This is a genomic window from Candidatus Pantoea edessiphila, from assembly GCF_002933355.1.
Classification (GTDB): Bacteria; Pseudomonadota; Gammaproteobacteria; order Enterobacterales; family Enterobacteriaceae; genus Pantoea_C; species Pantoea_C edessiphila.
Window position 1 is genome coordinate 75,087 of sequence record NZ_PDKU01000003.1, and the last position, 12,444, is coordinate 87,530.

21 protein-coding genes are annotated in these 12,444 nt (G+C 30.3%); 19 read left to right on the forward strand and 2 right to left on the reverse strand.

Annotated elements, in window-relative coordinates; translation table 11 throughout:
• The first annotated feature begins 7 nt into the window (after positions 1 to 7).
• Genes rplX through rplQ form a run of 16 tightly spaced genes read left to right on the forward strand, consistent with a single transcriptional unit; the run spans position 8 to position 8,110 of the window.
• Positions 8 to 337 carry a 50S ribosomal protein L24 gene (rplX, locus tag CRV10_RS02715; protein ID WP_136130287.1) on the forward strand — a complete coding sequence of 110 codons (330 nt, stop codon included), beginning with the start codon at positions 8 to 10 and terminating at the stop codon, positions 335 to 337.
• 17 nt (positions 338 to 354) lie between these two features.
• On the forward strand, positions 355 to 894 hold the full coding sequence (gene rplE / locus CRV10_RS02720) for a 50S ribosomal protein L5 (protein ID WP_136130312.1): 540 nt from the start codon (positions 355 to 357) through the stop codon (positions 892 to 894).
• Between the two features lie 23 nt (positions 895 to 917).
• On the forward strand, positions 918 to 1,223 hold the full coding sequence (rpsN, locus tag CRV10_RS02725; RefSeq protein ID WP_136130288.1) for a 30S ribosomal protein S14: 306 nt from the start codon (positions 918 to 920) through the stop codon (positions 1,221 to 1,223).
• A 29-nt stretch (positions 1,224 to 1,252) separates the two neighbouring features.
• A complete protein-coding gene (gene rpsH, locus CRV10_RS02730) occupies positions 1,253 to 1,648 on the forward strand; it encodes a 30S ribosomal protein S8 (RefSeq protein ID WP_136130289.1) in 396 nt (131 codons plus the stop codon).
• Positions 1,649 to 1,660: 12 nt separating this feature from the next.
• Positions 1,661 to 2,194, forward strand: a complete 534-nt coding sequence (gene rplF / locus CRV10_RS02735; protein ID WP_136130290.1) for a 50S ribosomal protein L6 — start codon at positions 1,661 to 1,663, stop codon at positions 2,192 to 2,194.
• 9 nt (positions 2,195 to 2,203) lie between these two features.
• Complete coding sequence (rplR, locus tag CRV10_RS02740; RefSeq protein ID WP_136130291.1) at positions 2,204 to 2,560, forward strand: 50S ribosomal protein L18; 357 nt, start codon at positions 2,204 to 2,206, stop codon at positions 2,558 to 2,560.
• Between the two features lie 13 nt (positions 2,561 to 2,573).
• Positions 2,574 to 3,080 carry a 30S ribosomal protein S5 gene (gene rpsE, locus CRV10_RS02745; RefSeq protein WP_136130292.1) on the forward strand — a complete coding sequence of 169 codons (507 nt, stop codon included), beginning with the start codon at positions 2,574 to 2,576 and terminating at the stop codon, positions 3,078 to 3,080.
• Positions 3,080 to 3,262: a 50S ribosomal protein L30 gene (gene rpmD, locus CRV10_RS02750; protein ID WP_136130293.1), complete on the forward strand. Its 183-nt coding sequence runs from the start codon at positions 3,080 to 3,082 to the stop codon at positions 3,260 to 3,262. Before rpsE ends, rpmD begins: the two co-directional genes overlap by 1 nt.
• Complete coding sequence (gene rplO / locus CRV10_RS02755; RefSeq protein ID WP_136130294.1) at positions 3,255 to 3,698, forward strand: 50S ribosomal protein L15; 444 nt, start codon at positions 3,255 to 3,257, stop codon at positions 3,696 to 3,698. The genes rpmD and rplO overlap by 8 nt, the downstream gene beginning before the upstream one ends.
• Before the next feature lie 7 nt (positions 3,699 to 3,705).
• Positions 3,706 to 5,034: a preprotein translocase subunit SecY gene (gene secY, locus CRV10_RS02760; protein ID WP_136130295.1), complete on the forward strand. Its 1,329-nt coding sequence runs from the start codon at positions 3,706 to 3,708 to the stop codon at positions 5,032 to 5,034.
• A 45-nt stretch (positions 5,035 to 5,079) separates the two neighbouring features.
• A complete protein-coding gene (gene rpmJ / locus CRV10_RS02765) occupies positions 5,080 to 5,196 on the forward strand; it encodes a 50S ribosomal protein L36 (protein ID WP_136130296.1) in 117 nt (38 codons plus the stop codon).
• Positions 5,197 to 5,249: 53 nt separating this feature from the next.
• Entirely contained in the window at positions 5,250 to 5,606 is a 357-nt protein-coding gene (rpsM, locus tag CRV10_RS02770; protein ID WP_136130297.1) for a 30S ribosomal protein S13, read from the forward strand.
• A 15-nt stretch (positions 5,607 to 5,621) separates the two neighbouring features.
• Positions 5,622 to 6,011, forward strand: a complete 390-nt coding sequence (gene rpsK / locus CRV10_RS02775; protein ID WP_136130298.1) for a 30S ribosomal protein S11 — start codon at positions 5,622 to 5,624, stop codon at positions 6,009 to 6,011.
• A 32-nt stretch (positions 6,012 to 6,043) separates the two neighbouring features.
• Positions 6,044 to 6,664: a 30S ribosomal protein S4 gene (rpsD, locus tag CRV10_RS02780; protein WP_136130299.1), complete on the forward strand. Its 621-nt coding sequence runs from the start codon at positions 6,044 to 6,046 to the stop codon at positions 6,662 to 6,664.
• Positions 6,665 to 6,689: 25 nt separating this feature from the next.
• Complete coding sequence (locus CRV10_RS02785; protein ID WP_136130300.1) at positions 6,690 to 7,679, forward strand: DNA-directed RNA polymerase subunit alpha; 990 nt, start codon at positions 6,690 to 6,692, stop codon at positions 7,677 to 7,679.
• Between the two features lie 38 nt (positions 7,680 to 7,717).
• Positions 7,718 to 8,110 carry a 50S ribosomal protein L17 gene (rplQ, locus tag CRV10_RS02790; RefSeq protein ID WP_136130301.1) on the forward strand — a complete coding sequence of 131 codons (393 nt, stop codon included), beginning with the start codon at positions 7,718 to 7,720 and terminating at the stop codon, positions 8,108 to 8,110.
• 81 nt (positions 8,111 to 8,191) lie between these two features.
• Here rplQ and fmt read toward each other — a convergent pair whose 3' ends face one another.
• A complete protein-coding gene (fmt, locus tag CRV10_RS02795) occupies positions 8,192 to 9,145 on the reverse strand; it encodes a methionyl-tRNA formyltransferase (RefSeq protein WP_136130302.1) in 954 nt (317 codons plus the stop codon).
• Positions 9,146 to 9,183: 38 nt separating this feature from the next.
• Positions 9,184 to 9,687: a peptide deformylase gene (gene def / locus CRV10_RS02800; protein WP_136130303.1), complete on the reverse strand. Its 504-nt coding sequence runs from the start codon at positions 9,685 to 9,687 to the stop codon at positions 9,184 to 9,186.
• 442 nt (positions 9,688 to 10,129) lie between these two features.
• Here def and CRV10_RS02805 point away from each other — a divergent pair, with 442 nt between their 5' ends.
• The 3 genes from CRV10_RS02805 to aroE all read left to right on the forward strand — a co-directional run bounded on the left by CRV10_RS02805 (position 10,130) and on the right by aroE (position 12,146).
• Positions 10,130 to 10,603, forward strand: coding sequence for a DUF494 family protein (locus tag CRV10_RS02805; protein ID WP_136130304.1), 474 nt, complete (start codon positions 10,130 to 10,132; stop codon positions 10,601 to 10,603).
• A 163-nt stretch (positions 10,604 to 10,766) separates the two neighbouring features.
• The gene (tsaC, locus tag CRV10_RS02810) at positions 10,767 to 11,339 is read left to right on the forward strand and encodes an L-threonylcarbamoyladenylate synthase type 1 TsaC (protein WP_136130305.1); all 573 of its coding nucleotides are present in this window, start codon (positions 10,767 to 10,769) and stop codon (positions 11,337 to 11,339) included.
• Between the two features lie 3 nt (positions 11,340 to 11,342).
• A complete protein-coding gene (gene aroE / locus CRV10_RS02815; protein ID WP_136130306.1) occupies positions 11,343 to 12,146 on the forward strand; it encodes a shikimate dehydrogenase in 804 nt (267 codons plus the stop codon).
• Positions 12,147 to 12,444 lie beyond the last annotated feature (298 nt).

Sequence of the window (12,444 nt, forward strand, 5' to 3'; positions counted from 1 at the left end):
GTAAATAATGGCAGCTAAAATCCGTCGTAATGATGAAGTTATTGTTTTAACTGGAAAAGAAAAAGGTAAAATAGGAAAAGTGAAAAATGTTTTAGTTTCTGGTAAAGTTATTGTAGACGGAATAAATTTGATTAAAAAACATCAAAAACCTATTGCATCACTTAATAAACCGGGTGGTATTGTTGAAAAAGAAGCTGCTATTCCAATTTCAAATATTGCTCTTTTTAATAAAACCACCGGTAAAGCAGATCGTGTAGGTTTTAGATTTGAAAATGGTAAAAAAATACGTTTTTTTAAATCTAATAATGAAGTTGTTAAGAGTAGAGTTGTTAAGTAAGTTGGAGTCAAATGATGATATCAAATCTTCATGATTATTACAAAAATCAAGTAACTCAAAAACTCATGATACAATTTAGATATAAATCTATCATGCGAGTACCAAAGATTGAAAAAATTACATTGAACATGGGTGTTGGAGAAGCAGTTACAGATAAGAAATTTTTAGATGGAGCTGTATCTGATTTAACTTCTATTTCAGGTCAAAAACCATTGATAACTAAAGTTCGAAAATCAGTTGCAGGATTTAAAATTCGTCAAGGATACCCTATTGGTTGTAAGGTAACATTACGTGGCGAAAGAATGTGGGAATTTTTTGAGCGATTAATGGTAATTGCTATACCACGTATTCGTGATTTTCGTGGTTTATCTATTAAATCATTTGATGGTTTTGGTAACTATAATATAGGTATACGTGAACAGATTATATTTCCTGAAATTAAATATGATAAAATGAATCATATCCGTGGTTTAGATATTGCTATAAGTACTACTGCGAAATCTGATAATGAAGGTATTGCTTTACTTAAAGCTTTTAATTTCCCTTTCCGTCAATAAGTAACATAGGCTAACTTAAATAAATGGCTAAACAATCAATTAAAGCACGTGAAACAAAAAGAACAAAATTAGCGGACAAATTATTCATTAAACGTAATAAACTTAAAGAAATTATTTCTGATATCAAAGTATCTGATGAAATTCGTTGGAATGCTATTTTAAAGTTGCAGAGTCTTCCTCGTGATTCTAGTCCGTCACGTCAACGTAATCGTTGTCGTCAAACAGGTCGTCCTAGGGGATTTTTACGTAAATTTGGATTAAGTCGTATAAAAGTTCGAGAAGCAGCAATGTGTGGTGATATTCCTGGATTAAAAAAAGCTAGTTGGTAATTCAGGTAGTAGAATTAGAGGATAAATTAATGAGTATGCAAGATCCTATAGCCGATATGTTGACAAGAATCCGTAATGGTCATTCTTCCTTTAAAACAACTGTTAATATGCCTTCTTCTAATTTAAAATTAGCAATTTCTAAAGTTCTTAAAGAAGAGGGGTATATTAAAGATTTTAATATTAAAAATGATAATAATAAAATAGAATTAGAAATTGCTTTAAAATATTTTAATGGTAAAGCTGTTTTAGAAACTATTCAAAGAATAAGCAGGCCTGGTTTACGTATTTATAAGAAAAGCAATAATCTTCCAAAAGTAATGGATGGGATGGGAATTGCTATTGTTTCTACATCTAAAGGTGTTATGACTGATAGTATGGCGCGTCATATAGGCATTGGTGGTGAAATTATCTGCTATATATCATAATTGGAGGTTTTAATGTCTCGTATAGCTAAAACACCTATTGTTATTCCTGTTGGTGTAGAGGTAACACTTGATGGTCAAGTAATTTCAATAAAAGGTAAAAATGGAGTATTAAATAGTGTTATAAATAATGCTGTAAAAATACAACATATCGATAATACCTTAATATTCTTTCCTTATAAAAAATTTGTTGATGGATGGGCACAAGCGGGTACAGCTCGATCAATAATTAATTCAATGGTTATTGGTGTATGTAAAGGTTTTATAAAAAAACTACAATTAGTTGGTGTGGGATATCGTGCTTCGGTTAAGAATAATGTAATAAATTTATCTATAGGTTTTTCTCATTTTGTAAATCATTTATTACCTGAGGGTGTAGTTGCAGAATGTCCTATTCAAACTGAAATTATTTTAAAAAGTGCTAACAAGCAGTTAATTGGTCAAGTAGCAGCTGACATACGTTCTTATCGGCCACCTGAACCATATAAAGGTAAAGGTATTTGTTATTTTAATGAAAAAATACGTATAAAAGAAGCTAAAAAGAAGTAGGTTGAAATCATGAACAGTAAAAAATCTGCTCGTATGCGTCGTGGTAATAGTATAAGATCTAAGCTTAAAGAGCTTGATGCAATTCGTTTAGTTGTGCATAGAACTCCACGTCATATTTATGCACAGGTTATTAATTCAAAAGATTCTAAGGTTTTAGTAGCTGCTTCTACTGTAGAAAAAGCTATTAATACACAAATTAAATTTACTGGTAATAAAAAAGCTGCTGTTATTATAGGTAAAACTATAGCAGAACGTGCAATGAAAAAAGGTATTACTAGTGTTTCTTTCGATAGGTCTGGTTTTCAATATCATGGTCGTATCCAAGTACTAGCGGATGCTGCCCGTGAAGTAGGTCTTCAGTTCTAGTTAGGTATTTAATATGGCAAATATTGAAAAACAAATAGGTGAATTACAAGAAAAATTAGTTTCTGTAAATCGTGTTTCTAAAACTGTTAAAGGTGGACGTATATTTTCTTTTACTGCATTAACTGTAGTAGGTGATGGTAATGGTCGTGTAGGTTTTGGATATGGTAAAGCACGTGAAGTACCATCAGCAATCCAAAAAGCAATGGAAAAAGCTCGTCGTAATATGATTAGTATTGCATTAAAAGATGGTACTTTACAACATTCTGTTAGAGGTAACCATACAGGTTCTAAAGTATTTATGAAACCAGCTTCTAATGGTACTGGTATTATAGCTGGAGGTGCAATGAGAGCTGTTCTTGAAGTGGCTGGAGTACATAATGTTTTAGCTAAAACTTATGGTTCTACTAATCCAATCAATGTTGTTCGTGCGACTATAGAGGGATTAAGTAACATGAATTCTCCTGAAACAATTTCTGCTAAACGTGGTAAATTGATAGAAAGAATTACGAGGTCATTCTAATGGCTAGAATTATTGAAATAACTCAAGTACGTAGTTCTATTGGTAGATTACCTGCTCATAAAAACACTCTTACTGGTTTAGGTTTACGTTACATTGGTCATACTGTTAAGCGTGAAGATACTCCGTCTATACGAGGTATGATTAATGTCATTTCATATATGGTTAAAGTAAAACATGAATAGTTTACGCTTAAATACTATATCGCCAGCTAAAGGATCTAAACGTGCTAATAAACGCGTCGGTCGTGGTATAGGTTCTGGTTATGGTAAAACTTGTGGTAGAGGTCATAAGGGTCAAAAATCTCGTTCTGGAGGGAATATAAATCGTGGTTTTGAAGGCGGTCAAATGCCAATTTATCGTCGTTTACCAAAATTTGGTTTTATATCACGTAAAAAATTTGTCCACAAAGAAGTACGTCTTTTTGAATTAATAAAAGTCAAAGATAATGTTGTAAATTTAAATACATTAAAAATGTTTAATGTTATTAATAGTAGTGTTAAATCAGTTAAAATAATTTGTTCTGGTAGTATTACTATTCCTAAGAAAATTTATGGTTTAAATGTTACTAAAGGTGCTCGCAAAGCTATTGAAGCTGTAGGTGGAAAAGTTGAGGATTAAGGAATAAATGACAAAACAATTAGGATTAGATTTTAAAAACGCCAAAAATAATTTAGGTCAATTGAAATTTAGGTTGTTGTTTTTGTTAATAAGTTTAGTAGTTTTTCGCATAGGTTCTTTTGTTCCGATTCCTGGTATTGATCCAACTATACTTACAAAAATACTTGATCAACAACGTGGAACAATAATTGAGATGTTGAATATGTTTTCTGGTGGAGCTTTAAGTCGTGCTTCTATATTTGCATTAGGTATCATGCCATATGTTTCAGCATCAATTATTATTCAATTGTTAACAACAATACATCCTTCTTTGTCAGAAATAAAGAAAGATGGAGAAGCTGGTCGTCGTAAAATTAATCAATATACTCGCTATTGCACTTTAATTTTAGCTGTGATTCAATCTTTAGGTATTGCCACTGGTTTACCTAGTATGCTAGGAATGCACAGTTTATTATTTAAGCCTAGTTTATCTTTTTATTTAACAGCTATTATAAGTTTAGTTACAGGAACTATTTTCTTAATGTGGTTAGGTGAACAAATTACTGAACGAGGTATTGGCAACGGTATTTCTATTATTATTTTTGCAGGTATTGTTGCGGGACTACCACCAGCAATAGGTCATACTATTGAACAAGCAAGACAAGGCGAATTAAACTTTTTATTGCTATTATTTATCTTAATTTTTATATTTACGATAACATATTTTGTTATTTTTGTTGAACGTGGCCAACGTCGAATACTAGCTAATTACGCAAAACGTCAACAAGGACGTCGTATGTATGCAGTACAATGTACACATTTACCATTAAAGGTGAATATGGCTGGTGTTATTCCTGCTATTTTTGCATCTAGTATCATACTATTCCCTGCAACTATGGCTTCATGGTTTGGACATAATAATAATTGGAAGTGGTTATCAACGATTTCTTTATATTTACAACCAGGACAATTGCTTTATGTTTTAATATACGCTAGTGCAATAATTTTCTTTTGTTTTTTTTATACAGCATTGGTTTTTAATCCTCGTGAAACAGCAGATAATCTGAAAAAATCCGGAGCATTCATACCAGGTATTCGTCCAGGAGAACAAACAGCAAAATATATTAATAAAGTAATGACTCGTTTGACTTTAGTTGGAGCTTTTTATATAACTTTGATTTGCCTAGTTCCAGAATTTATGCGTACTTTTATGAAAGTACCTTTTTATTTTGGAGGTACTTCATTATTAATTGTGGTTGTCGTTATTATGGATTTTATGTCTCAAATACAAACATTAATGATGTCAAATCAATATGATTTTGCCTTAAAAAAAGCTAATCTAAAAAGATCTAACTAAACTTTATAGAGATTATACAAATAGTTGTAATTAGGAATATAATTAATGAAAGTTCGTGCATCTGTAAAAAAATTATGTCGTGATTGTAAAATCATTCGTCGTCATGGTATTGTTCGTGTAATCTGTAAAGCAGATTTTAAACATAAACAAAGGCAAGGTTAGTATTACACCGTTTATAAAAAATTTACAAAAATAAAATTTATTAGGAGATTAAATTGACTCGCATAGCAGGAATAAATATTCCTGATAAAAAACATACTGTCATGGCATTAACTTCAATATTTGGTATTGGTAAAGTCCGTTCTAAAAAAATTTGTGCTATTACTGGTATTAATGAAAGTATCAAAGTTAGTGAATTATCAGAAAAACAAATTGATCAATTACGTGATGAGGTTGCTAAATTTGTTGTGGAAGGTGATTTACGCCGCGAAATTAATATGAGTATTAAAAGATTGATTGATTTAGGTTGCTATCGTGGTTTACGTCATCGTCGTAGTCTGCCAGTTCATGGTCAACGTACTAAAACTAATGCACGTACACGCAAAGGTCCTCGTAAACCAATCAAAAAATAATTGAGAATAACAAAAATGGCAAAGGCACTAATTCGTACACGTAAGCGCTTAAAAAAACAAATTTTAGATGGTGTGGCTTATATACATGCTTCTTTTAATAATACTATTGTGACAATTACCGATCGTCAAGGCAATGCATTAGGTTGGGCAACCGCAGGTGGATCTGGTTTTCGTGGTTCACGTAAATCTACTCCATTTGCTGCTCAGGTTGCTGCAGAACGTTGTGCAGAAGCAGTAAAAGATTATGGTATTAAGAATTTAGAAGTAATGGTAAAAGGTCCAGGTCCAGGTCGAGAATCAACTATTCGTGCTTTAAATACTGTTGGTTTTCGAATACTAAATATTATTGACATGACACCTATTCCTCATAACGGTTGTCGTCCGCCGAAAAAACGTCGTGTATAAAAACTTATTTTATAGAATAGCTGGAGAAAAAAATGGCAAGATATTTAGGGCCTAAGCTCAAGCTGAGTCGACGTGAAGGTACTGACTTATTTCTTAAGTCGGGTGTTCGAGCGATTGATTCTAAATGTAAAATTGAACAAGCGCCTGGTCAACATGGTATACGTAAACCACGTTTATCAGATTATGGTGGTCAGTTGCGTGAAAAACAAAAAGTTCGTCGTATTTACGGTGTTCTTGAACGTCAATTTCGTAATTATTATAAAAAAGCAGCACGCTTAAAAGGCAATACTGGTGAAAACTTACTGGTTCTTCTAGAAAGTCGTTTGGATAATGTAGTTTATCGTATGGGATTTGGAGCTACTCGTGCAGAGGCCCGTCAGCTAGTAAGTCATAAATCTGTTATAGTAAATGGCCGATTTGTTAGCATTGCCTCTTATCAGGTATGTCCAAATAGTGTTATCAGAATTTGTGATAAAGCTAAAAATCAATCTCGTATTAAAGCTGCTCTTGAAATATCTGAACAACATGAAAAACCAAATTGGCTAGAAGTTGATATAAAAAAAATGGAAGGTTGTTTCAAAAATATTCCTGAAAGAAATGATCTATCTACAGACATTAATGAACACCTGATAGTTGAGCTTTATTCCAAGTAAAGTTTAGTAGCAAAGAGAGGATATAATGCAGGGTTCTGTGACAGAATTTCTTAAACCACGCCTGGTAGATATTGAACAACTAAGTTCAACACAAGCTAAAGTAACTCTTGAACCATTAGAGCGAGGCTTTGGCCATACTCTTGGTAATGCACTTCGCCGCATTTTACTTTCTTCAATGCCAGGTTATGCAGTAACAGAAGTTGAAATTGATGGTGTATTACATGAATATAGTACTAAAGAGGGAGTCAAAGAAGATATCTTAGAAATTTTACTCAATCTAAAAGGATTAGTAGTAAAAGTTCAAGGTAAAGATGAGGTTATACTTAATTTAAATAAATCTGGTATTGGTCCAGTAACCGCAGCTGATATTACGCATGACAGTAGTGTAGAAATTATTCAACCTCAACATATAATTTGCCATTTAACTGATAAAAATGCTAGCATTAACATGCGGATAAAAATTCAACTTGGTCGTGGTTATGTACCAGTTTGTAATCGAATTAAGACAGGAGAAAATGAACGTCCTATTGGTAGACTTTTGGTTGATGCTTGTTATAGTCCTGTAGATCGTATAGCTTATAACGTTGAGGCTGCTCGTGTAGAACAACGTACTGATTTAGATAAGCTTGTGATTGATATGGAAACAAATGGTACAATAGATCCTGAAGAAGCTATTCGTCGGGCTGCAACTATTTTAGTAGAGCAATTAGAAGCTTTTGTTGATTTACGAGATTTGCGTCAACCTGAAATAGAAGAAGAAAAACCAGAATTTGATCCTCTTTTATTACGTCCTGTGGATGATTTAGAATTAACCGTTCGTTCTGCTAATTGTTTAAAAGCAGAGAGTATTCATTATATTGGGGATTTAGTACAGCGTACTGAAGTTGAATTACTTAAAACACCAAATTTGGGTAAAAAATCCCTGACTGAAATCAAGGATGTTTTAGCTTCACGTAATCTATCTCTTGGTATGAGACTTGAAAATTGGCCACCAGAAAGCATTATAGAAGAATGATGATAGTAACAAATAATTTTTAGAAAAAGGATAAAATCGTGCGCCATCGTAAAACTGGGCGGCAATTAAACCGAAATGAAAGTCATCGTAAAGCTATGTTTCGTAATATTGTAGTTTCTTTAGTTCGTCATGAAATTATTAAAACTACTTTACCAAAAGCTAAAGAATTACGTTGTATTGTTGAACCATTAATTACTATCGCTAAAATTGACAATGTTTGTAACCGTCGATTTGTACATTCTCGTATTTGTGATAATGAAACAGTTGTTAAATTATTTAAACAAATAGGTCCACGTTTTACAAATCGTTTTGGAGGTTATACTCGTATTCTAAAGTGCGGTTTTCGTCCCGGTGATAAAGCTCCAATGGCATATATTGAATTAGTTGACCGCTTAAAAAACACTCAAGTTAAAACTAATATAGCAAAATAATTAGGATAATTTTAATTTATAATAAAATAGAGTAAAAACTCATTGATTAATGGGTTTTTTACTCTTTTCAAAACAAATCATTTATTGCAATTTAGTTCCAGGTCTAAATAGTTCATACCGAGAGTTAATAAAATCCCTAGCTAACATTGGCTTTTTGCCTTGCGGTTGCAAACAAATTAAATTAAGAACTCCCTTCAAAGTAGTCACTTGAATTCCCTGTTTTGTAACTTCAATAATTTCCCCTGGTTTTTTATCTACATGATCTAATATACTGACTTGCCAAACTTTAATTAAGTTGTTATTAACATAAAAAAAACTTATTGGCCATGGATTAAAAGCACGAACACAACGTTCTAATTGTTCAGCTGAACTTATCCAATTAAGTTGTGCTTCTTTTTTATTTATTTTTTTTGCATAACAAGCTAGTTTATTATCTTGTTCTTTATAATAAACACTACCACAAGAAAGTTTGTATAATATATGTACTACGGCTTGTGATCCTAATGTTGCTAATTTAGCATAAATTGTTAAAGAAGTATCTCGTGAAGAAATATTACAATCAATTTGGTACAGTATATCTCCGCTGTCTAATTTACTATTCATTTTTATAATAGTAATTCCGGTTTTTTTATCACCAGCTAAAATCGCTCTTTGTATAGGCGCAGCACCACGCCATCTAGGCAATAAAGAAGCATGAACATTTATACATCCTAAACGAGGAATTTTAAGAATGTTATTTGGAATAAGTAATCCGTAAGATACTACAATCATTACATCTGGATTTAAATCATAAATTATTTGCAAATATTTTTTAGATTTAGCATCATTAAATGATTCTGGTTGAAAAATTGGGATATTCTTAATTTGAGATATGATTTTGACAGGACTAGGAGTTAGTTGTTGTCCTCTGCCAGATGGGCGATCAGGTTGAGTAAATACGCCTACAACTTGATAATTGTGTTGTATAATTTTATTGAGATGATGTACAGCAAACTCTGAAGTTCCAGCAAAAATTATTTTCAATTTTATAACCAAATTTTTTCACTATTATTAAAGTATATACTACACTGGAACTATTTTTTTAATCTAGCTATTTTTTCTAACCTAGTTTTAATTCTTTGACGTTTCAATTGAGATAAATGATCAATAAATAGCTTACCATTCAAATGATCTATTTCATGTTGTATGCAAATAGATAATAGACCGCCAGTTTCTATTTTAAAAAGATTACCATACCGATCTAATGAGTGAATTTTAATTATTTCAGCTCTAGATATAAATGCATGTTGATTTGGAATTGATAAGCAACCTTCTTTTATTCCAGCTTTTCCTTTCATATCTAGTATTTCTGGATTAATTAGTACTAAGCAATTTTTGCGATTTTTAGAAATATCAATTACTATAATACGTTTATGAATATTAACTTGAGTAGCTGCAAGACCAATACCTCCATTTGTATACATAGTTTCAAACATATCGTCTATGAGACGCTGAATTTTTTCATTAATCTCTTTAACTGGTAATGCTTGTTCTCTTAAACGATTGTCTGGAAAATATAATAATGGTAATACTTTCATAAATATTTTTGGTTATACTGTATAGTTTATTTATTAAATAACTTAATATATTATTAATATTTAATTGATAAAATGTTGTTGATTATAATGATTATTTTAATAAAGTAAAGAGCATGATTCTCAAAATTATATTATATTTCAAAAAAAATATCATACTTTAATTAAAGTATCAAAATTAATAGAATCAATCAAAACAACATATAATATTGGTAGAGATAATTATAATATTTTTACATACAAAATTAATTATTTAGGATATAATATGAAATATTTTTAATTATAGTGTATGATTTAGTATTTTTATTTATATCTTCCTATTAAAATTATAATTTAGTATAAAAATACTAATTTTATTACTGCAGATACCGCTCAACTTAATATTTTTTATTCCTAATAAAATCAATAGAATTTAGTATATACCTCTATTTAAGGAAAGTATGATATGTTCGATGTAATTATTTACTTGTTTGAAACATATATATGTAGTAGGGTCGGAAATATGGTTGATGAGAATAAATTGAAAGATCATTTGAAAAATGTTGGATTTTATAGTGAAGATGTATATAACGCCTTAAGATGGTTAGAACAACTATCATTGTATCAAAAAAAATTTATTGCATCAAATTTAACAAATCATAATTCATTGTCCATGCGTATATATGTAGAAGAAGAAAAAAAAAGATTAGATACGGAAAGTAGAGGTTTTTTGCTGTTTTTAGAACAAATTAAAATTCTAAATTTAGAAACAAGGGAAATGATAATAGATCGTGTAATGGCACTTGATATCCATGAGTTTAAGTTAGAAGATTTAAAGTGGTTAATTTTAATGGTATTATTTAATGTACCAGGATGTGAAAATGCTTACCAACAAGTAGAACAACTACTATTCGATTCTACAAGTAGTATTATTCACTAATTATTTTTAGTATATTCATTGTTAAAATTGTTTCTAAAATTGGTTAGAATTTTATTAATGCTTGACTTGATAAAATACTGTAAATAAAAAAATAATTAAACATTCCAATTTAAACAATCTTTTTTAACAGTAATGAAATTAATTTAATAATTGATATAATAACATGTATAAAAAAATTATTTTCAGTTCAATAGAAAAATGTATAAAAGAACTTAAACAAAACGGTATAATAATTTATCCAACAGAAGCAGTTTTTGGATTAGGTTGTAATCCTGAAAGTAAAACCGCAGTAAAAAAGTTAATTATTCTTAAAAATCGTTCACCTAATAAAGGTTTCATTTTAATTGCTGCTAATTATGATCAATTAAAATCATATGTTGCTGATGATAAAATTTCAGCATTTCAACGTAATTATATGTTTTCTCGTTGGCCTGGTCATGTAACTTTTATTGTACCAACTTTACCAAAAACACCAAAATGGATAATAGGAAATTTTGACTCAGTGGCAATTAGAATTAGTAAAAATCCCTATGTTAGAAAGCTGTGTACTAAATTTGGGAAACCAATAATATCAACAAGTGCCAATCTTTCAAACCAAAATCCTTGTCGCACATTTGAAGATGTTGTAAAACAATTTGGTCAGTCATTTCCTATTTTATTCGGTAGTACTTGTGGTCTTAAACATCCTTCTGAAATTCGAAATATTATCACCGGAGATTTAATACGTCAGGGATAATTTATGTTTAAATTTGCAGTTTTTGGTAATCCCATAAATCATAGTAAGTCTCCATTAATTCACCATGAATTTGCTAAACAGACAGGTATTAAGCATAACTATGGATGCATATGTGTTCCAATAAATGAGTTTAAAAAATCAATTTCAAAATTTTTTTCTCAAGGTGGTTTAGGAGCTAATGTTACTTTACCTTTCAAACAAGAAGCATATCAATTTGCTGATGAACTTAGTGAAAGAGCATATTTTGCAGGAGCTGTTAATACCTTAAAAAAACAAAATGATAATAAAATTTTTGGAGATAATACTGATGGAATTGGATTAATCAGTGATCTTCAAAGACTCAATATGATTAAAGCTGGAGATAGAGTACTGGTAATAGGTGCTGGAGGTGCAGCTAGAGGAATAATTTTACCTTTACTTCTTTCAGGAGCTATTTTAACAGTAACAAATCGTACTAATAGTCGTGCACAAGAATTAGTTTATAATTTTAAATATAATGGTGTTATCAATTCATGTAGTATTAGTGAATTAAATGGCAAATATTTTGATTTAATTATTAATGCAACTTCTAGTAGCTCTAATAAACAAATGCCTATTATACCTAGTTCTATATTAAACAACAAACCGAGATGTTATGATATATTTTATCAGAAAGAATTAACAACTTTTTTATACTGGTGTCAAAAACAAGGTTGCAATTACTTATCTGATGGATTAGGAATGTTAATTTATCAAGCTGCACATGCATTTCAATTATGGCATGGGGTGATGCCTAACATTACAAATATATTTAAGAAATTACAATAATAATCATAATATTTCTTATATATTTATCAGAATTTTATCTTTTAATTATGTAAAGAATGATTTTTAATTTAATATGATAACATATGCAATCATATTGTTAATCAAGAACAGGTATTAAGTTAAGACTTGACTAATAAACTAAATGGAGATATCATAACAATTTTATTGCTTTTTAAAAATTTATCAGACAATCTATGTGGGTATTCGTAGATTTAGTGTCAACGATTTTTAATCATAAGACTATAAATATCTATCGAATAAACACGTAATTTATTGCGTAGTTTAATCTGTAGAAACA

Bases quoted from the DNA above. Each gene is read 5' to 3' on its own strand.
- rplX (WP_136130287.1), top strand. From the start codon at position 8: ATGGCAGCTAAAATCCGTCGTAATGATGAAGTTATTGTTTTAACTGGA.
- rpsN (WP_136130288.1), top strand. From the start codon at position 918: ATGGCTAAACAATCAATTAAAGCACGTGAAACAAAAAGAACAAAATTA.
- rpsH (WP_136130289.1), top strand. From the start codon at position 1,253: ATGAGTATGCAAGATCCTATAGCCGATATGTTGACAAGAATCCGTAAT.
- rplF (WP_136130290.1), top strand. From the start codon at position 1,661: ATGTCTCGTATAGCTAAAACACCTATTGTTATTCCTGTTGGTGTAGAG.
- rplR (WP_136130291.1), top strand. From the start codon at position 2,204: ATGAACAGTAAAAAATCTGCTCGTATGCGTCGTGGTAATAGTATAAGA.
- rpsE (WP_136130292.1), top strand. From the start codon at position 2,574: ATGGCAAATATTGAAAAACAAATAGGTGAATTACAAGAAAAATTAGTT.
- rpmD (WP_136130293.1), top strand. From the start codon at position 3,080: ATGGCTAGAATTATTGAAATAACTCAAGTACGTAGTTCTATTGGTAGA.
- rplO (WP_136130294.1), top strand. From the start codon at position 3,255: ATGAATAGTTTACGCTTAAATACTATATCGCCAGCTAAAGGATCTAAA.
- secY (WP_136130295.1), top strand. From the start codon at position 3,706: ATGACAAAACAATTAGGATTAGATTTTAAAAACGCCAAAAATAATTTA.
- rpmJ (WP_136130296.1), top strand. From the start codon at position 5,080: ATGAAAGTTCGTGCATCTGTAAAAAAATTATGTCGTGATTGTAAAATC.
- rpsK (WP_136130298.1), top strand. From the start codon at position 5,622: ATGGCAAAGGCACTAATTCGTACACGTAAGCGCTTAAAAAAACAAATT.
- rpsD (WP_136130299.1), top strand. From the start codon at position 6,044: ATGGCAAGATATTTAGGGCCTAAGCTCAAGCTGAGTCGACGTGAAGGT.
- CRV10_RS02785 (WP_136130300.1), top strand. From the start codon at position 6,690: ATGCAGGGTTCTGTGACAGAATTTCTTAAACCACGCCTGGTAGATATT.
- def (WP_136130303.1), bottom strand. From the start codon at position 9,687: ATGAAAGTATTACCATTATTATATTTTCCAGACAATCGTTTAAGAGAA.
- CRV10_RS02805 (WP_136130304.1), top strand. From the start codon at position 10,130: ATGTTCGATGTAATTATTTACTTGTTTGAAACATATATATGTAGTAGG.
- tsaC (WP_136130305.1), top strand. From the start codon at position 10,767: ATGTATAAAAAAATTATTTTCAGTTCAATAGAAAAATGTATAAAAGAA.
- aroE (WP_136130306.1), top strand. From the start codon at position 11,343: ATGTTTAAATTTGCAGTTTTTGGTAATCCCATAAATCATAGTAAGTCT.